The organism is Arthrobacter sp. NQ7 (assembly GCF_029581595.2).
Lineage (GTDB): Bacteria > Actinomycetota > Actinomycetes > Actinomycetales > Micrococcaceae > Arthrobacter > Arthrobacter phenanthrenivorans_B.
Genome location: NZ_JARFXU020000001.1, coordinates 226,499 through 244,297, shown reverse-complemented (window position 1 = coordinate 244,297; position 17,799 = coordinate 226,499). Strand labels below are relative to the sequence as shown.

The following is a 17,799-nucleotide window of genomic DNA, read 5'->3' as shown; positions in this document are numbered from 1 at the left end:
GTCACGGTTCGAAGCGGTAGCCCATGCCGGCCTCGGTTAGCAGGTGGCGGGGACGGGCGGGGTCCGCCTCCAGCTTCCGACGCAATTGGCCCATGTAGACGCGCAGGTAATGGGTCTCATTCCCGTACCCCGGGCCCCAGATCCTCGCAAGCATCTGCTGCTGCGTGATCAGCCGGCCGGGATTCCGCACCAGCAGCTCCAGGATGGCCCATTCCCTGGGGGTAAGCCGGACCGCCGCGCCGCCCCGGGCCACCTTCCGGTTGGCCAGGTCCACCTCGAAGTCACCCACATCGACAGGGGCCTCGTCCGCCGCTGTCTCCGGGGTACCGCCCCGGCGCCCCGCGGCGCGCAGCCGGGCCAGGAGTTCGTCCAGTCCGAACGGCTTGGTGACGTAGTCGTCCGCGCCGGCGTCCAGGGCCCTGACCTTATCCACGGAGCCGTGACGGGCGGAGAGGACGATGATCGGCGTACTGCTGGTGCGGCGGATCGTGGTGATCACGTCCACGCCGTTCATGTCCGGCAAGCCAAGGTCCAGGACGATGATGTCGGGATGGCTGCCTTCCGCATGCCCGAGCGCGGCCATGCCGTCCAGGGCAGTGAGCACCCGGTATCCCTCCGCCTCCATATTGACCTGGAGGGCGCGCAGGAGCTGCGGCTCGTCATCGACGATCAGTACGGTCCTCATGAAGTGCTGGTGCCTGCTTTCCTTGGAATGCCTGTTATCCGGGGTCCGGTGGACAAGGGAAGGCGGATCACCATGGTCAGTCCGCCCCCGGGGGTTGGTTCCGCCTCAAGCTGGCCACCCATTGCATCGGTAAAGCCTTTGGCGACAGCGAGGCCAAGGCCGATGCCCAGGCCCTCGGGAGCGTCATGGAGCCGCTGGAACGGCTGGAACATCGCCGCGGCGGCGGCAGCGGGCACGCCCTGCCCGTGATCGACAATGCGCAACTCGCCAAGCGGCATACCGCCGTCGTCCGTTTCGTTCGCCGCTCCCGAAACGCCGATGATGACGACATCCGATGCAGGCGCATATTTCAGCGCATTTTCCACGATGTTGGCGATGACCCGCTCCAGCATTCCCTGGTCGGCATCAACAGCCGGCATGTTGGCGGCGAGGTCCACCCTGATTCTGTCTGTGGGGATGCCGCGGAGGGCGTCTTCCACCGCATCCCGCCAGGTGACCGGGGCCGTATGGGGCGCAGCGGAACCACTTGATATCCGCGACATGTCCAGGAGGTTGGAGATGAGGGCGTCAAGGCGCTCGGTGTACGACTCAATCGTGGCAAGCATTTCGCCCCGCACCTCCTCCGGCAACCTGCGGTTTTGGCGCTGCAGGGCTGTCACGGCCAGCTTTATTCCTGCGAGGGGGGTCCGCAGGTCATGGCTGACAGCCCGCAGGATGGCCGTGCGGACATTGTTGCCCTCAGCCAGTTTGGTGGTGCTTTGCAGCTTCCGCTGCAGGGCGTGGTGCTCGCGCAACAGCAGGAGATGGGCTCCGTGTGCCGCCAGCAGGAGCCGGTCACCCGCGGTGAGCGTGCGGCCGGAAAGAACCAGTGCCGTACGGGAATCGGCACGTTCCACGCTGTCCGTGGCAGCTGTGGCCGCGTCCGGGGAGGGTGGCGGGGTGTCCCCGGAAAAGGCCTGCAGTGCCCAGTCCGCTTCCCCGTCTCCGGGACGGGTGTAGAGGCCGGCAGCCGGGACCTGGAAGGTTTCGCGGACCCTGTCGAGGAACGCAGCGATCGTATCGTCCGCCAGGAGTGCCCCGCGGGCAAGGTCTGCCAGGGTGGCCGCTTCGGCGCGGGCCCGGGTCGCTTCCCGCCTGCGCCGTTCAGACAGGCCGACCACCAGCGACACAGCCACCGCTGCGGCGAGGAACACCAGCAATGCGAAGATGTTCTGCGCGTCGCTGATGTTGAAGGTACCAATCGGTTCTGTCTCAAAGTAGTTGAGCAGCAGCGAACCCAGGACTGCTGCCAGCACAGCCGGCCACAGGCCACCGATGACCGCTACCGCCATCACCCCGGTCAGGTGCACGAGCGCATGGGTGGCGAGGTTCAGCCGGGGGTTGAGGGAAAGCACCGCCGTCACCAGGACTGGAAGGAGCACGGCGAGCACGAATCCGGCCATGGTGCGCCTTCGGCTGAGGGTGGCTGGACCTGGACCGGGCAATCCGCGGCGAACCTGCGGATGGGACACAATATGCACGTCGATGTCGCCCGAGTCCCGGACCACTTTGGCTCCGGCGCTGTTGCCAAGAATCCTGTTTCGGAGCCTCCCCGGCGAGGCCCCGATGACGATTTGCGTGGCATTGACGCCGCGGGCAAACTCCAAAAGGGACGTCGCGGGGTCCTCACCCGACACCGTGTGGCAGCTGCCGCCGAGTCCGCTGATGAGCCGCCGCTGTGCTTCCAGTGCCGGCTCTGAAACACTTGCCTCGGCCCGGCGGACGTGTACGGCCAGCAGATCGCCGCCGTTGACCCTCGACAGAATGCGGGCTGCCCTCCTGATGAGCAGTTCCCCCTCCGGGCCTCCGCTGAGTCCGACGACCACCCGCTCGCGGGCCGGCCACGTTGCGGTGATCCCCTGGTCTTTCCGGTAACCTGCCAAGCCCTCATCCACCCGGTCCGCCAACCAGATCAAGGCAATTTCGCGCAGGGCGATGAGGTTCCCCAGGCGGAATTCGTTGGCCAGGGCAGCGTCGATCCTGTCCCGCGGTACCACCTGTCCGTCAGCCACTCTCTGGCGCAGAAGCTCAGGCGATATGTCCACCAGTTCGATGTGGTCCGCGCGCCGCACCACCGCGTCCGGGACGGATCCACCGCCCGGGTGGTCGGTGATCGCAGTGACGACATCCCGCAGGGAGGCAACGTCCTGGATGGCGAGCGTGGTCAGCACATCCATACCGGCGGACAAGAGCTCTTCGATGTCCTGCCAGCGGTGTCCATGCCGGCTGCCCGGGAGGTTGGCGGCCGCGTAGTCATCGACGAGGACCACTTCCGGCTTGCGGGCCAGCACGGCATCCAGATCCAACCCGCTTACCTGCATGCCGGCACCGTCCCCGCGGACGCAGGGCGGCAGAGCATGGAGACCGTGAAGGAGTTGCACGGTTTCGCGCCTGCCGTGATGGGTGGCGATGCCGACGGCAACGTCCCTGCCGGCGGCGGCGAGGCGATGCCCTTCACGCAGCATGGAATACGTGGTGCCGGCTCCTGCCGCCGCACCCAGGAAGATCCGAAGGGTTCCCCGTGCCATATCCACAGTCTTATCCCGTGTGGCCGCCGTGACCAACTCACTGCATCCAGCGGGCGGCCACCAGCGGCCATTCCCGCTGTCAGCGCGCGGGGCTACGATGAAACCCACCGCGGCCCGGCCGTGGTGGACTCCGGAGAACACAGCCAACCTCGAAGGGAAACCGGAACCATGGCAGACACTCCCAACCCCATCCAGATCCAGAAGTTCCTGGGCGGCATCGACTACCCCGCCAAACGGGACGACCTGCTGTCCCGGGCCAAGGACGCCGGCGCCGACAGCAACGTGATCGAGGCCCTGGAAGCCCTCCCGGACCGCGAATACGACAGCCCCACCGCGGTGAGTTCGGCCATCTCCGACAGCAACTCCTAGGCGCATTCCGCGGGCCGGATGCCCGCGCAGCTAAGCTGGCGGCATGCCCGCCCCCGCCGTCCTGCTGCCCACCCTGGTGGCCGTCGCTGTCCTGGCGGCTCTCACGGTGGGCCTGCTGTGGGGCTCGCGTACGCCGTCGCACCTGTCCCCTGCCCTGGCGATCCTCCGAGGCGCCGCCCAGCTGGCCGCCATCAGCCTGGTGCTGGGCGGCGTCATCACCAGCCCGCTCTGGGTGGGCGCGGCCCTGCTGGTCATGTTCAGCGTGGCATCCGTGACGGCCACCCGGCGCCTCACCTGGTCCTGGCGCCGCTTGGCCCTGGTGGCAGCAACCATGGCCGCCGGGATCCTGGTGACCCTCGCCGTCGTCTTCGGAACGGGTGCCATCGAGTTCACGCCGCGCTACGTGCTGGCGGTGGGCGGGATCGTGATCGGCAACTCCATGACCATCGCCACCCTTGCCGGCCGCCGCTTCTTCGAGGCGGTGGTGGAGCAGTGGGACCAGGTGGAGGGCTGGCTGGCGCTGGGTGCCACGCCCCGCCAGGCCACGGTGATCCAGGCACGGCAGGCTGTGCATGCGGCGTTGATTCCGTCCACGGACCAGACCAAGACCACGGGCCTGGTCACCCTGCCCGGCGCGTTCGTGGGTGCGATCTTCGGCGGCGCCTCACCCCTGGAAGCAGGGCGGTTCCAGGTGGTGGTGCTGGCCTCCATCATGGCCGCCGGGTCCATCACGGCCGTAGCCCTGATCCGGGCGCTCGGTACCGTGAAAGTCCGGCCTCAGCCGCTGTAGGTCCGGGGCCGCTGCACTACGCTGAGGCCTGTGGGACAACCGACGGTGCTCGTTTGCGGAGCCGGAATTGCGGGCCCGACGCTGGCATTCTGGCTGGCACGGTCCGGGTTCCTGCCCACTGTGGTGGAACGCGCCTCCGGCCTTCGCTCCAGCGGCAACCCTGTTGACGTGCATGGAGCCGCCACCGGGATAGCGCGGAGCATGGGGATACTGCCCCGGCTTCAGGCGGCGGCCACCCGGGCGCCGGGGCTGACGTTCGTGGCACCGTCGGGCCGGCGGATCGGCCCCATGCGGCTGGGCCGGCCCCGCGGGGAGGACGTGGAAGTTCCCCGCAGCGACCTCGCGGCCATACTCTGCGAGGCTGTCCGGGACGACGCCGAACTCCTCTTCGGCGATTCCGTTGCCGCCCTGGACGGGGATGAAGCCGGGATTAACGTGTCGTTCGAACACGCCCCGCCGCGCCGCTTTGACCTGGTGGTGGGTGCCGACGGGCTGCATTCCACCGTCCGGAGCATCGCCTTCGGGCCGGAGGACGCGTTTGTCCGCCCGCTGGGCCTCTACATCGCAACCCTGTCCCTCGGAAGACCTGCCGCCGACCCCGATTCCGTGGTCATGTACAACCAGCCGGGCCTTTCGCTGACGGTCCACCCCGTCAGCGGAACCGCGGGCGCCGGGTTCATCTTCCGTGGTCCCAGGCACCCCGGCCCGGCGTTCAGCGACAGCGGGGCGCAGCGGCGGATCGTGCTCGGTGCCTATGCAGGGTACGACTGGCCGGTGCCCGAGCTGCCCGACCTGCGGCAGCAGCTGGAGAGCGCCGGGGACCTGTATTTCGACGCTGTCAGCCAGGTCCGGCTGGCCTCCTGGTCCCGGGGAAGGGTGGCCCTGCTGGGCGACGCTGCTTCCTGCGTCTCCCTGTTCGGCGACGGCTCCAGCCTGGCCATGATCGGCGCTGCAACACTCGCCCAAGAACTGGCCGCCGCTCCCGGCGACCCCGGCACAGCATTCCGCCGGTACGAGGCGCGGCACCGTAAGCTGGCAGCATCCCGCCAGCGCGGCTACAGGCTCGGCGCCCGGCTGCTGGTTCCGGCATCCCGACGCGGCCTGGCAGTCCGCAACCTCATCGCCCGGCTACTTCCGGGCTGACGGGCGCCCGGAGATGGGACCAGCAAGGGCAGCACCGGCACAGTGGAGGAAAAGCACATGAGCACTGACCGGACCGCCCGGCAACCATCGGGCGGAAGCCCGCGTGCTGCGGCCGGCGGGATCCGTCCTCCAGGCCCCAGCGGGAGCCGCGGGAGCCGCGCGGGCCGCCAACGGAACAGCGGCGGGGGCGCCGGGTCTGGCCTGGGCCGCGTCCTGCTGCATCCAGTCCGGCTGGTGCCGCTGGCCTTCCTGGTCGTTATCCTTCTGGGCGCCGGACTGCTGATGCTCCCCGCCGCGCACACCAACGTCCAGCCGGAACCGCTGCTGACAGCCCTGTTCACTTCGGTGTCGGCGGTCTGCGTGACGGGGTTGGCCACGGTGGACACGGCAACGTTCTGGACTCCCTTCGGGCAGGCCGTCATCCTGGGGCTCATCCAGGTGGGCGGGTTCGGCATCATGACGCTGGCAACCCTGCTGGCGCTCCTGGTGCGCAAGACCATCGGCGTGCGCGGGCAGTTGATTGCCCAGTCCGAAACCCACACGCTGAACTTCGGCGATGTTCGGGCCGTGCTTTTCGCCGTGGCCAGGACTATGGTCCTGTTTGAGGCAGCCACCGCCGTCATCCTCACGGGCCGCTTTTGGCTCGGCTACAACCAGGATCCCCTGAGCGCGCTTTGGCACGGCGCCTTCCATGCCGTTTCCGCGTTCAACAACGCCGGGTTCGCGCTCTACAGCGACAATCTCATCGGCGTTGCCTCGGACCCCTGGATCATCGTCCCCATCTGCGCCGCGATCGTTGCCGGCGGGCTGGGGTTCCCGGTTCTCATTTCCCTGCTGCGGGGCGGCGTCAGAATGAAGGACTGGACCGTGCACATGCGGCTGACCATTTACGGCAGCCTGTTCCTCCTCGCTGCCGGCGCGCTGCTCTTTGCCGGCTTCGAGTGGAACAGGGACCAGACCCTGGGCCCGTTGTCGTTGACGGGCAAAATACTCACCAGCCTCGCCGGAACGGTCTTCCCCCGCACGGCAGGTTTCAACAGCATCGATTACGGCGCCGCAGCACCGGAGACCCTTCTGGTCACGGATATCCTCATGTTCATTGGCGGCGGCAGCGCCGGGACCGCCGGCGGCATCAAGATCACCACCTTCCTGGTCCTGTTCTTCGCGATCTGGAATGAGGTCCGTGGCCGGGAACACGTCACGGTTGCCCACCGCTCCATCAGTTCGTCATCGCAGCGGCAGGCCCTGTCCGTGGCGCTCCTGGGCGTTGCGGCGGTCATCGCCGGCACCCTCCTCCTGCTGATCTTCACCGACCAGTCCCTGGACAGGGTCCTTTTCGAGTCCATCTCGGCGTTCGCCACCGTTGGCCTCAGCACCGGCATCACCCCGGGCCTCCCCCCGGAGGCCCAGTGGGTGCTGATGGCGCTGATGTTCACGGGGCGCATCGGAACCATCACGGTGGCCTCCGCGCTCGCGCTCTCCTCGCGGCCGCGCCTGTACCAGCTCCCGGAAGAGCGTCCGGTCATCGGCTAGCCAGGCTTAGCCCTGCTTTACCAGCGCTGCCTCCAGGTTGATCTTCACCTTGTCGCTCACCAGCACGCCGCCGGCCTCCAGCGCGGCGTTCCAGGTCAGGCCGAAGTCCTTGCGGCTGATCTCGGCCTCGGCGGAGAACCCTGCGCGGGTGGCGCCGAAGGGGTCAACGGCCACGCCGGTGAATTCGACCTCGAGCTCCACGGGCCGGGTGACGTCCTTGATGGTCAGGTCACCGGTGAGCGTGTAGTCCTCGCCGTCGCCCTCGATGTGGGTGCCGCGGAAGGTCATTTCGGGGTACTTTTCCACGTCAAAGAAGTCGGCGCCCTTCACGTGCGCGTCGCGGTTGGCGTCGCCGGAGTTGAAGCTGGCGGTGGAGACCGTGGCGCGCACCGAGGAGTCCGACAGCGACTGCCCCACGTGCGCCTCCGCCTGGGCCTCGGTGAAGCGGCCGCGGACCTTGCTGATCCCGGCATGCCGGACCGTGAAGCCAATCTCGCTGTGCGCCATGTCCAGGACCCATTTGCCGGGGGTCAGTTCCTTGGGAAGGGTCATCGCAGTTCTCCTTGCTCGTCGGGCCGCAGGCTTCGCTGCCTGCTACAGGCGCAAGGCTGCGGATCCCCCTAAATATTCCCCAGATAACCCGCCGATATAAGGGGTCCGGGTGAACCGGGAGGAAACTTCGGGCGTATACATAAGCGTGGCTCTACGATTACTGACCGCCCTGGCGCTGTTCATCGATGCCGGCGTCCACCTGTTCCTGGCCCCGGGCTACCAGGCGGCGCAGCCGGGCACCATCAGCCAGGGCACGCTGTTCCTGCTGGAAGCGGCTGCCGCCTTCGTAGCGGGCGTGTACGTCCTCATCCGCGGCAGCAGCGCTGCCTATGCCCTGGCCCTGGTGGTCGCCTTCAGCGCGTTCGCCGCCGTCGTACTGTACAGGTATGTGGATATTCCGGCGATCGGACCGATCCCTGCCATGTACGACCCCGTCTGGTTCTTCTCCAAAACCCTCAGCGCCGTTGCTGAAGGGGTTGGCGCCCTCCTGGCGCTCGCCGGCCTGGTCCGCGCCCGGCGCACGGAAACGTCCGACGGCGGCACAGCCTTCGCGGCCGCACGGCGCCGCCGGTGAGGGTCACCCAGGCCGTGGCCGGCGGTCGGGCGGAGGTGCCGCGTGAAGGCAGCTGACCGGGCGATGCCCGACGCCGTGGCCGCCGTTGCCGGCTACGCGGTTCCGGCCCTATGGCTGTCTTCCCTGCTCCCGTGGGGCGTGCTCCCGCAAATGGCAGGCGTCGGTGCTGGCGCTGCGGTGACCGGGGCCGCCGTCGTATCCGTCCTGCGCCGCATCCCCCGCTTTTCAACTCCCGCGGACCGGGTCACGCTGCTCCGGGCAGTCCTGGTGGGACTGTGCGCGGCCGTGGCGGTCCCGGCGGTCTTTGCCGGGGACCAGCCAGGGGTCCTGGTTCCGGTCCTGGGCGGCGCGGCCTTCCTGCTGGACGGCGTGGACGGTGCCGTGGCGCGGCGCACGGGGACAGCGTCAGAGGCCGGAGCCCGCTTTGATGCCGCCACGGACGCCGCCCTCGTGCTGGTGCTCTCCGTCGCGGCGGTTCCCGTGGCGGGGCCGTGGGCGCTGGGCATCGGGGCCATGTATTACGTGTTCGTGGCCGCCGGGCTCCTCCGGCCCCACCTCCGCGCGCAGCTTCCACCGAGCACGTCACGCAAGGCGATCGGGGCCTTCCAGCCGTTCGCGCTGCTGGCCGCCCTGGTTCCGGGCGCCCCGCCCACCCTTGTTGCCGCTGCTCCGGCGGTGGCACTCATACTGCTGGCGTTCTCTTTCGGCCGGGACGTCGTCGACCTTGAACGGCGCCACCGCGCCGGTCTTCCGGCGGCGGCGGGAGTGGGATCTACCGCCCTGTAGCCAAGTGTTCGAGGATGGCTGCGGCGACGGCGTCCGGTGAGTCTTCGGTGGGGATGTGCTTGCCGGCCACCTCCACAAGGTCGGCGTTGGGGATGTCTGCCACGTACCGGCGGGCAAACTCGATCTTCTGGAAGTCGTCGTCCCGGCCCCAGACCAGCCGGGTGGGGAGGGCGGCCTCCTTGAGGGCGGGCACCAGGTCCAGGGTGTAGCGGGAATCGGCGGCCGCCGCCATGGCCATCCAGGACCGGGACCGCGCCGGGTCCTGCCACGGCGAAAGGTAGTCCTCCAGTTCCTCCTCGCTGAAGGTGCGGACGGCGCAGCCCTGGGTCGATTTCCGCCTGGCGGCGAGGAGGTCCTCCTCCGAGGTGTTCCGCCGGACCTCGGGATCCCGGAAACGCTCGACGGCGGGCACGGGCCAGGAGTGGGAGCATGACGGCGTTCATCAGCACCATTTTGCCGATCCTGCCGCTCGTGGCGGCCAACTGCTGGGCCACACCGCCGCCGATGTCATGGGCTGCGACGTCGAACCTATCGACGCCCAGGGCGTCGGCCGCTTCGAGGACCGTCCGGGCAAGGGCGGGGACGGTTGCGTCCCCGACGGCGAGCTCTCCCCCGCTGCGGCCGAACCCCGGAAAGTCCAGCGCGTAGCAGCGGTGGTGTTCCCCAAGTGCCGGCAGGACCGGTTGCCAGACCCTGCTCCAGAAGGTGCCGTGCAGCAGGATCAAGGGCGGGGCGGCCGGGTCCCCCGCGGCAAGGTAGGAGAGCGGCACGACGTCCACCTCAACGGTGCGGCGGTCAACGGGCTGGGCCATGCGTGGTCTCCGTGTTCTGTCGTTCGTTGCGGTGCCGTGCGGAGCCGGCAGCCTACCGGGCGAGGGCCCCGGGCAGTTCCGTCAGGGCGCTGACGGTAATGTCCGGGGACTGGAAATAGGAGGGGTAGCGGGCGCCGGTCCGGTTGATCCACGCCGTCCGGAGTCCGGCCTTGGCTGCCCCGTGGATGTCCCAGGGGTGCACAGCGACCAGGAGCATGTTCGAGGGCTCTGCTCCGGCCGATGTTGCCGCATACCCATATGCTGCCTTGGCGGGTTTCCACGCCGGGGCGTCCTCCACGGAGAGGAGCAGCTCGAAGTGGTCCCTGATGCCGCCGGCGACGAACAGCTTGTCCGTGTTGGCGGCCGCGCCGTTGGTCAGGGTAATCAGCCGGTGCCCGGCGGCGGCCAGGGCACGGACGCCGTCAGGAACGTCGGGGTGCAGCGAAAGGTTCTGCATAGCAGCCATGACGCGCTCGACGGCGGCGTCCCGGTCCCCAGGGATGCGTTCGGCGGCCAGCAGGGTGTGGAGGGCGTCGGCGCCGATGGTGGCGAAGGCCTCCTTGCCGCCGCTGGCGGTGAGGGCGAAGCCGTCGCGCAGGAGCGTGGCGAACCACAGCCTGGCGAGTTCCTTGGGCGCGCCGGCCCCGGCGAACGCATCGCCAAGGGGTGCCATGTTGGACAGGGTTTCGTTGACGTCGAAAACAATCACCAGGGGGTCGGCCATGGTTCTCCCTTACTGGGCGGGTTGCTGGGCTGGGACCGCTACTTGGCGGGGTACTGGTTCGAGCGGAGGAACCGCGCCAGGTGCACGGCGTTGCGGGCCAGGCCTGCGTTGGTCGATGCCACCGGGTCCGGCACCTCGTCCAGGTCCTTGAAATCCACGGTCTGCATGGCCTCGCCCACCCAGTAGGTGCCGCCCTGCGCTGGAAGGCTGAAGCCGACGTCGTTCAGGCCCTGCATCATGTCGGCGATGGTCTTGTGGGCACCGTCCTCGTTGCCCACCACGGCAACGGTGGCGACCTTTCCGTACATGACGGGCCTGCCGTCGCCGTCGGTTTCGGACAGGTCGGCATCCAGCCGCTCCATCACCTGCTGGGCGACGCTGCAGGGGTGGCCCATCCAGATGGGGGTGGACAGGACCAGGATTTCCGCTGCCAGGATCTTCTCCCGGATGGCCGGCCATTCATCGCCGTTGCCCATATCCACCTGCACGCCGCGCTTCACGTCGTAGTCCACGATGCGCAGTGATTCGGTGGCCACCCCGTGGCCCTCCAGTTCGTCCAGGATGTGCTGCGCCATCAGCTCGCTGCTGGACGGATCCGGGGACGGGGTCAGGGTGCACACGAGGGCAAGGGCGGACAGGTCGGACATCGGCGGGAGCTCCCTCTGGTCGCTGCAACAGAATAGTCAGGCTACTGAGCAGTAGATCACAAAGGCGCTGCAGGCACTACCCGCCGGCGCCGGCCCCGGCAGTTCCGGAGCCCGTTACTCCGGCTGTCCGCCCAGGCTGGCGAGGGCCGCGCGCAGGCGCGTGCCGGCGTCGTCCGCCACGTCCTTGACGGACGGGGATTCGCTGAGCTGCACCATGGTCTGGGGGTCGATGGCCTCAACCGTGGTCTCGGCGGCACCGGTGTTCCGGCGCACCACCACGTTGCACGGCAGCAGGACGCCCATCTGGGGCTCCGCGGCGAGGGCGCGGCTGGCAAGGGCCGGGTTGCAGGCGCCCAGGATGACGTAATCCCCGACGGCGTCCGCGGCTTCGGCGCCGAGCTTGGCTTCGAAGGTGGCCCGGACATTGATTTCCGTCAGGATCCCGAAGCCCTGCGCGGCGAGGGCCTCGCGGGTTCGCTCCACCGTTTCAGCCCAGGGCAGGGGAACGGTGGTGGCCAGGGTGTAGGTCATGGCACTCCTTGAAGGTTGCGTCAGGTCCGGCGTACGGCTGCGCCGGTCAGGCGAGGGAAAGGAAGAGCTTTTCCAGGTCCTTCCGGTCCATGGTTGCGTCCTTCTGGACGATGCACTGTTCCAGCCCGGTGGCGATGATGGCGAAGCCGGCGCGGTCAAGGGCCTTGGAGACGGCCGCCAGCTGGGTGACGACGTCCTTGCAGTCCCGGCCCTCCTCCAGCATGCGCGTGACGGCGGCGAGCTGGCCCTGGGCGCGCTTGAGGCGGTTGATCACGGGCGTGAGTTCAGTCGGGTTCAGTTCCATAGGGGTCTCCATCGATGGTGTGCTTGCCCTCGACTATATACCCCCACGGGTGTTTTGCGTACCCCTGGGGGTATCTGCAATACTCGGTGGGGTATCCACTCTGATCCCTTCCGAGAGGCCATCAATGACTTCCCCTTCCACAGCAGCAGCCGTCACCGCACTCGCTCCCGAAACCCTTCAGTCCTGGATTACGGAGCACCGGGATGTGATGGTGATCGACGTGCGCTCGGCCGCCGAGTTTGAGTCCATGCACATCCGCGGCTCCTACAACGTGCCGCTTCCGCTGCTCTCCGAGCACACCGACGAGCTCGCCGCCCGGCTGGGTTCACGCGTGGTCCTGGTCTGCCAGTCCGGAGTCCGGGCCGAGCAGGCCCGCCAGCGGATGGCCACAGTTGGCCTGGACACCGCCTACGTCCTCACCGGCGGGGTTCCCGGCTTCGCCGCCGCCGGCGGCGACGTGGTCACGGGCAAGGACCGCTGGGATCTGGAGCGCCAGGTCCGCCTGGCCGCCGGCTCCCTGGTCATGCTTGGCCTGGCCGGCGGCAAGTTCGTCTCCCCCAAGGTCCGCATGCTCGCCGGGGCCATCGCCACCGGGCTGACGTTCTCGGCAGCGACCAACACCTGCGCCATGGGCAAGGCCCTGTCGGCCATGCCGTGGAACAAGGCCGCGAAGGAACCCACCCGCGAAAGCGCCATCCTGCAGCTTCCCGTGCAGACCGCTGAAGAGGGCGCTGCAGCATGATCGCGGCCCTGGGACTGGGGCTCGTCGTCGGCGTCGTCCTGGGCGTGGTGGGCGGCGGCGGGTCCATCATCGCCGTTCCGGCGCTCGTGTACGGCGTCGGTATGAGCCCCACCCAGGCCATTCCCACCTCGTTGCTGGTGGTGGGCATCACATCGCTGGCGGCCCTGCTCCCGCGGATCCGGGAAGGGCTGAACTGGCCCGTGATCGCCCTGGTCGGGGGCGCCGGCATCCCGGCAGCCTGGGCCGGTGCGGCCCTCGGGAAGCTGCTGGACCCGAATATCCTGATGCTGGCCTTCGCCGTGATCATGGTGGCCGCGGGCATCCGGATGCTCATGAAGCCCCGCGAGAGCGAGGGGTCCTGCAGCACCGGGGCGGACCGGGCCTTCAGGTCCTGCGCCCCGAAAGCCGTGGGAGTCGGCCTGCTGGTCGGATTCCTCACCGGACTGCTGGGCGTGGGCGGCGGCTTCCTCATCACCCCGGCCCTGACCATCCTCCTGGGACTGCGCATGAAACAGGCCGTAGGAACCTCCCTGGCAATCATCGTGGTCAACTCCGCCGCCGGGTTCAGCGCCCACGCCGCCGGCTACACGATGGACTGGGCCACCACCCTGGCGTTCGCCATCCCGGCGATCGTGGGATCGGTGGTCGCCGCGCGGTTCGCGCGGCACCTGAAAGACAAGCACATCAGAATCTCGTTCGCGGTCCTCATCTTCGCCGTCGCGGCGTGGGTCACCGCCGGCACTGTCACCGCCTGACCCCTCCAACCCGTTACGTCAAAGGAGAACATCATGGGACTGATCGATTCCCTCAGGAAGGCCTTCAGCAAGCCCTACAAGACCATTTCCGTGGCTCAGGCCAAGGAGCTCCTGTCCTCAGGCGCCACGCTCATCGACGTCAGGTCGGCCCAGGAGTGGAGGACCGGCCGGGCGCCGCAGGCCAAACATGTCCCCCTGGACCGGCTGCAGGCAAGCACGGCAGGCATCCAGAAGACCCGTCCGGTGATCGCCGTCTGCGCCTCCGGCGTCCGCTCCGCCTCGGCAGCCAGGCTGCTGGCCGCCAAGGGGTACGACGCCTACTCGGTGCGCGGCGGCATGGCCGCCTGGCGCCAGGCCGGCGAACCCGTCCGCTAGCAACACCACCACCAGCTCCAGCCACACACCACTTCGAAGGAGAACCACCATGGCTGAAATCACCATCACCGAAGCCGACCAGCGCCGCTCCACCGCCCGGATCCTCGACGTCCGCGAGGACTTCGAGGTCGCCGAGGGCATGATCCCCGGTGCCCTGCACATCCCCATGGGCCAGCTGCAGGCCCGCCTGGGCGAGCTTGACCCGGCCGTGCCCGTCATCGCCGTCTGCCGCAGCGGCAACCGCAGCGCCGCCGTCGCCGATGCTCTCAACGGCGCTGGCTACAAGGCGGACACCATGGCCGGCGGCATGACCGCCTGGACCCGCGCCGGACTCCCCACCACCTAGGCCCTGCCGCAGGGCACTCAAGAACTCCCGCCCGAAAGGACACGACAGACCATGGCACCCATCGACATCACCCAGCAAACCTTCGCCCGGACCGTGGAAGACAACGACATCGTCTTCGTTGACTTCTGGGCAGCCTGGTGCGGCCCGTGCCGCATGTTCGCACCCACCTACGGCGCCGCAGCGGAACGCCACCCGGACATCACCTTCGCCAAAGTGGACACCGAAGCCGAACAGGGCCTCGCCGCCGCAGCGAACATCACCTCCATCCCCACCCTGATGGCCTTCAAGGACAAGACCCTCGTCTTTTCCCAGCCCGGAGCACTCAACGCCACCGGCCTGGAGGAAGTGATCCAGGCCGTAAAGAACCTGGACGTGGACAAGCTCCGCGCCGAGGCCGGCCGGCGGCACACCTGACCAACTGGTCCGCACCAGTGGCATACCCCTCGTTGCGGGATACCCCCGGGGGTATCTATACTGAACGTAGAACAACGTCCCAACCCCCTTTTCCGAAGGAGAGCAGCACATGCTTATCGAGCGCATTTACGACGAAGACCTCGCCCAGGCCAGCTACCTGATCGGCTGCCAGGCCAAGGGCGAAGCAATCGTGGTGGACGGCCGGCGCGACATCGCCGCCTACCAGGACCTGGCCGCCAGGAACGGCATGAAGATCGTGGCCGTCACCGAAACCCACATCCACGCCGACTACCTTTCCGGCACCCGGGAACTGGCCGCGGCCACCGGGGCAAAGATCTACGTGTCCGGTGAAGGCGGGCCGGACTGGCAGTACGAATTCGACGGCGAGCGGCTCTACGACGGCGACACCATCGCCCTGGGCAACATCACCATCAAGGCGGTCCACACCCCCGGCCACACCCCGGAGCACCTGTCCTTCCTGGTCACCGACGGTGCGTTCAGCGACCAGCCCGGCTACCTGCTCTCCGGAGACTTCGTCTTCTCCGGCGACCTGGGCCGGCCCGACCTGCTGGACGAAGCCGCCGGCGGAATCGACACCCGCTTCGAGGGCGCCAAGCAGCTCTTCGCCAGCCTCCGCGACAAGTTCCTCACCCTGCCGGACTACGTCCAGGTCCACCCCGCCCACGGCGCCGGCAGCGCCTGCGGCAAGGCCCTGGGTGCCATCCCGTCCTCCACGGTGGGCTACGAACGCCTCTACGCCTGGTGGGGCCCCTACCTTGCCGCCAACGACGAGCAGGGCTTCATCGACGAACTCCTCGACGGCCAGCCCGACGCGCACGCCTACTTCGGCCGCATGAAGCGGGAAAACCGTATGGGTCCGGCGGTCATGGGCGGGCGTGCCCCGCTGCAGGAACTGGACACCGCCGCGGTGGCCCAGGGCCTGGCGGACGACACCCTGACCTTCATCGACACCCGCTCCAACGGCGACGTCCACCAGGGCACCGTGACCCGGTCCCTGAACGTCCCGGCCGGCAAGTCCGTAGCCAGCTACGGCGCCTGGGTGGTCAACCCGGAAACCGACAAGAACCCGCTGGTGCTCCTGGCCAAGGACCAGGACCAGGCCCAGGACATGTGGGACCACCTGGTCCGCGTGGGCATCGACAACGTGGCCGGCTACCTGACCGGCATCGAGGGACTGCCCAGCTTCACACCGAAGCTGGTCAAGCCGGAGGAACTCGAGGGTTTCGATGCTGCCATGGTCCTGGACGTCCGCAACAAGACCGAGCACAAGGCAGGCCACATTCCCGGCTCGTACCAGCTCAGCGGTGGCCGGGTCATGTGGCACCTGGACGAACTCCCTGCCGGCGGCACGATCGTGACCTACTGCCAGTCAGGCGTCCGGAACTCCGTCGCCGCCAGCGCCCTGCGCAGGGCCGGGTACGACGTCGTCGAACTGGACGGCAGCTACGCCGCCTGGAACGCCTGGCGGAACAGCGTCCCCGCAGCCTAGCCAGGCCCAACCCCAGACCGCCCGGGCAGGTCCCCCCTCCAGCCCGGGCTTCCGGCCCGGGCGTGCCCCCTCACGCCCGGGCCACCTTCCGCCTACCGAAAGAAGCAACCATGCCCACCACGCCCCGGACGCCAATCCCGGCCGGTACGGCGCTGGGCCTGCGCCGGAACCTGGCCCAGTTCATGCTCCTGGTTGCCGTCAACGCCCTGGTGGGCGGCACCCTGGGCCAGGAGCGCACCGTCCTGCCCCTGCTCGCATCCCAGGAATTCCACCTGGACCTGTACTCCAGCGCGCTGACCTACATCCTCGCCTTCGGCCTGTCCAAGGCAGCAATGAACTACTTCGCCGGCACGCTCTCGGACCGGTACGGCCGGAAACCGGTACTCATCGCCGGCTGGCTGGCCGCGGTACCGGTCCCGGTGCTGCTCATTGCCGCCCCGTCCTGGGGCTGGGTGGTTGCCGCCAACGTGCTCCTGGGCATCAGCCAGGGCCTCACCTGGTCCACGGCCGTGATCATGAAAATGGACCTGGTCGGCCCCCGGCAGCGGGGCCTGGCCATGGGCTTCAACGAAGCCGCGGGCTACCTCGGCGTGGCAGTAACGGCGCTGGCCACCGGCTACCTGGCCACCGCCTACGGCCTCCGCCCCGCACCGTTCCTCCTGGGCGCCGCCTACATCGCACTCGGCCTGGGACTGACAGTGCTGACCGTCCGGGAAACACACCACCACGCCAGGACCGAGGCGTCCGGGCACGGCAACGGGCACGGCAACGCCCACGCCGGGCTCACCACCGGCCAGGTGTTCACCCTGACCAGCTTCAGGGACCGCTCGCTCTCCGCCGCCAGCCAGGCCGGCCTGGTCAACAACCTCAACGACGGCCTGGCCTGGGGCCTCTTCCCCGTCCTGTTCGCCGGCGCGGGGCTGGACCTTGGCCAGATCGGCATCCTTGCCGCGGCCTACCCGGCCGCGTGGGGCGCCGCCCAGCTGGCCACCGGCGCCGCGTCCGACCGGTGGGGCCGCAAATGGTTCATCGCGGCCGGCATGCTGGTCCAGGCCGCAGCCCTGGTGATGACCGCCTCGGCGCACAGCTTCGGACCATGGCTCGCCGCCGCCGTCGTCCTGGGCCTTGGCACGGCCATGGTCTACCCCACCTTGCTGGCAGCGGTCGGCGACGTGGCCCACCCTGCCTGGCGGGCCCGCTCCGTAGGGGTCTACCGGCTGTGGCGCGACGGCGGATTCGCCGTCGGCGCCCTCCTGTCCGGCGTCCTCGCCGACCTGTACGGCATCCCCGCCGCCATTGCCGCCGTCGCGGTCCTCACCGCGGCTTCCGGCGTTGTGGTTGCTGTCAGGATGCGCGGGAACGACCACGCGGCGGCGTAGGGCGGCACTTCATCCGTGCCCGGCGACGTACGTGACCAGGCCGTCCACGGTGGCCACCGCGGGATAGTCGGCCTCGGGAATGTCCACCCCCGTCGCCTCCGCAATGACCTCCACCAGGCGGAGGAAATCCAGCGAGTCCAGTTCCAGGTCCTGTCGGAGCCTGGCGCTGCCTTCCAGGTCCTCGGGCTCGACGTCGGGGGCTACTTTCCCGATCGCGGTCTCCACCGCCTGGCGTGCGTCCTGTTGGTTCACGGGTCCTCC

General features: G+C 68.7%; 22 protein-coding genes and 1 pseudogene. 13 read left to right on the top strand and 10 right to left on the bottom strand.

Going from position 1 to position 17,799, the window contains the following annotated elements:
* Position 1 precedes the first annotated feature (1 nt).
* Together PUN71_RS01120 and PUN71_RS01115 are read right to left on the bottom strand one after the other, a co-directional pair.
* Positions 2-685, bottom strand: coding sequence for a response regulator (locus PUN71_RS01120; RefSeq protein WP_277797032.1), 684 nt, complete (start codon positions 683-685; stop codon positions 2-4).
* Complete coding sequence (locus PUN71_RS01115) at positions 682-3,252, bottom strand: DUF4118 domain-containing protein (protein ID WP_277797031.1); 2,571 nt, start codon at positions 3,250-3,252, stop codon at positions 682-684. The genes PUN71_RS01120 and PUN71_RS01115 overlap by 4 nt, the downstream gene beginning before the upstream one ends.
* Positions 3,253-3,420: 168 nt before the next feature.
* Here PUN71_RS01115 and PUN71_RS01110 point away from each other — a divergent pair, with 168 nt between their 5' ends.
* The 4 genes from PUN71_RS01110 to PUN71_RS01095 are packed head-to-tail and all read left to right on the top strand — an operon-like array spanning position 3,421 to position 7,087.
* Positions 3,421-3,621 carry a DUF2795 domain-containing protein gene (locus PUN71_RS01110; protein WP_277797030.1) on the top strand — a complete coding sequence of 67 codons (201 nt, stop codon included), beginning with the start codon at positions 3,421-3,423 and terminating at the stop codon, positions 3,619-3,621.
* 43 nt (positions 3,622-3,664) lie between these two features.
* Positions 3,665-4,411, top strand: coding sequence for an ABC transporter permease (locus PUN71_RS01105; RefSeq protein ID WP_277797029.1), 747 nt, complete (start codon positions 3,665-3,667; stop codon positions 4,409-4,411).
* Between the two features lie 30 nt (positions 4,412-4,441).
* A complete protein-coding gene (locus PUN71_RS01100) occupies positions 4,442-5,554 on the top strand; it encodes an FAD-dependent monooxygenase (protein ID WP_277797028.1) in 1,113 nt (370 codons plus the stop codon).
* A 57-nt stretch (positions 5,555-5,611) separates the two neighbouring features.
* Positions 5,612-7,087: a TrkH family potassium uptake protein gene (locus tag PUN71_RS01095; protein ID WP_277797027.1), complete on the top strand. Its 1,476-nt coding sequence runs from the start codon at positions 5,612-5,614 to the stop codon at positions 7,085-7,087.
* Positions 7,088-7,093: 6 nt separating this feature from the next.
* Here PUN71_RS01095 and PUN71_RS01090 read toward each other — a convergent pair whose 3' ends face one another.
* On the bottom strand, positions 7,094-7,639 hold the full coding sequence (locus tag PUN71_RS01090; protein ID WP_043452293.1) for a YceI family protein: 546 nt from the start codon (positions 7,637-7,639) through the stop codon (positions 7,094-7,096).
* A gap of 145 nt (positions 7,640-7,784) precedes the next feature.
* Between PUN71_RS01090 and PUN71_RS01085 the strand changes: the two genes are divergently transcribed.
* Both PUN71_RS01085 and PUN71_RS01080 read left to right on the top strand, forming a co-directional pair.
* The gene (locus PUN71_RS01085) at positions 7,785-8,213 is read left to right on the top strand and encodes a hypothetical protein (protein WP_277797026.1); all 429 of its coding nucleotides are present in this window, start codon (positions 7,785-7,787) and stop codon (positions 8,211-8,213) included.
* Between the two features lie 42 nt (positions 8,214-8,255).
* Positions 8,256-8,999 carry a CDP-alcohol phosphatidyltransferase family protein gene (locus PUN71_RS01080; protein ID WP_277797025.1) on the top strand — a complete coding sequence of 248 codons (744 nt, stop codon included), beginning with the start codon at positions 8,256-8,258 and terminating at the stop codon, positions 8,997-8,999.
* On the opposite strand, the gene PUN71_RS01075 is transcribed toward PUN71_RS01080, so the two are convergent.
* The 6 genes and pseudogenes from PUN71_RS01075 to PUN71_RS01055 all read right to left on the bottom strand — a co-directional run bounded on the left by PUN71_RS01075 (position 8,986) and on the right by PUN71_RS01055 (position 12,017).
* The gene (locus PUN71_RS01075; RefSeq protein ID WP_277797024.1) at positions 8,986-9,411 is read right to left on the bottom strand and encodes an alpha/beta fold hydrolase; all 426 of its coding nucleotides are present in this window, start codon (positions 9,409-9,411) and stop codon (positions 8,986-8,988) included. The two genes, PUN71_RS01080 and PUN71_RS01075, sit on opposite strands and share 14 nt — an antisense overlap.
* A pseudogene (locus PUN71_RS23135) lies at positions 9,305-9,811 on the bottom strand (alpha/beta fold hydrolase); the annotation flags it as partial. The pseudogene PUN71_RS23135 and the gene PUN71_RS01075, both read right to left, overlap by 107 nt.
* Before the next feature lie 52 nt (positions 9,812-9,863).
* Positions 9,864-10,535, bottom strand: a complete 672-nt coding sequence (locus PUN71_RS01070) for a haloacid dehalogenase type II (RefSeq protein ID WP_277797023.1) — start codon at positions 10,533-10,535, stop codon at positions 9,864-9,866.
* 38 nt (positions 10,536-10,573) lie between these two features.
* Positions 10,574-11,182 carry a flavodoxin family protein gene (locus PUN71_RS01065; protein ID WP_277797022.1) on the bottom strand — a complete coding sequence of 203 codons (609 nt, stop codon included), beginning with the start codon at positions 11,180-11,182 and terminating at the stop codon, positions 10,574-10,576.
* A 114-nt stretch (positions 11,183-11,296) separates the two neighbouring features.
* On the bottom strand, positions 11,297-11,713 hold the full coding sequence (locus PUN71_RS01060; protein ID WP_277797021.1) for a DUF302 domain-containing protein: 417 nt from the start codon (positions 11,711-11,713) through the stop codon (positions 11,297-11,299).
* A 46-nt stretch (positions 11,714-11,759) separates the two neighbouring features.
* Positions 11,760-12,017, bottom strand: a complete 258-nt coding sequence (locus PUN71_RS01055; RefSeq protein WP_142117514.1) for a metal-sensitive transcriptional regulator — start codon at positions 12,015-12,017, stop codon at positions 11,760-11,762.
* A 124-nt stretch (positions 12,018-12,141) separates the two neighbouring features.
* Between PUN71_RS01055 and PUN71_RS01050 the strand changes: the two genes are divergently transcribed.
* The 7 genes from PUN71_RS01050 (at position 12,142) to PUN71_RS01020 (ending at position 17,538) form a co-directional block, all read left to right on the top strand.
* A complete protein-coding gene (locus PUN71_RS01050) occupies positions 12,142-12,759 on the top strand; it encodes a rhodanese-like domain-containing protein (RefSeq protein ID WP_277797020.1) in 618 nt (205 codons plus the stop codon).
* Positions 12,756-13,514 (top strand): sulfite exporter TauE/SafE family protein, encoded by a 759-nt coding sequence (locus PUN71_RS01045; RefSeq protein ID WP_277797019.1) that lies wholly within the window; start codon positions 12,756-12,758, stop codon positions 13,512-13,514. The genes PUN71_RS01050 and PUN71_RS01045 overlap by 4 nt, the downstream gene beginning before the upstream one ends.
* A gap of 33 nt (positions 13,515-13,547) precedes the next feature.
* A complete protein-coding gene (locus PUN71_RS01040) occupies positions 13,548-13,889 on the top strand; it encodes a rhodanese-like domain-containing protein (RefSeq protein ID WP_277797018.1) in 342 nt (113 codons plus the stop codon).
* 49 nt (positions 13,890-13,938) lie between these two features.
* The gene (locus PUN71_RS01035) at positions 13,939-14,235 is read left to right on the top strand and encodes a rhodanese-like domain-containing protein (protein WP_277797017.1); all 297 of its coding nucleotides are present in this window, start codon (positions 13,939-13,941) and stop codon (positions 14,233-14,235) included.
* 51 nt (positions 14,236-14,286) lie between these two features.
* Complete coding sequence (trxA, locus tag PUN71_RS01030; protein WP_277797016.1) at positions 14,287-14,649, top strand: thioredoxin; 363 nt, start codon at positions 14,287-14,289, stop codon at positions 14,647-14,649.
* A 109-nt stretch (positions 14,650-14,758) separates the two neighbouring features.
* Entirely contained in the window at positions 14,759-16,159 is a 1,401-nt protein-coding gene (locus PUN71_RS01025; protein ID WP_277797015.1) for an MBL fold metallo-hydrolase, read from the top strand.
* 110 nt (positions 16,160-16,269) lie between these two features.
* Complete coding sequence (locus PUN71_RS01020; protein WP_277797014.1) at positions 16,270-17,538, top strand: MFS transporter; 1,269 nt, start codon at positions 16,270-16,272, stop codon at positions 17,536-17,538.
* A gap of 9 nt (positions 17,539-17,547) precedes the next feature.
* Here the strand turns inward: PUN71_RS01020 and PUN71_RS01015 are convergent, their stop codons facing one another.
* Positions 17,548-17,790, bottom strand: coding sequence for an acyl carrier protein (locus PUN71_RS01015; protein ID WP_277797013.1), 243 nt, complete (start codon positions 17,788-17,790; stop codon positions 17,548-17,550).
* Positions 17,791-17,799 lie beyond the last annotated feature (9 nt).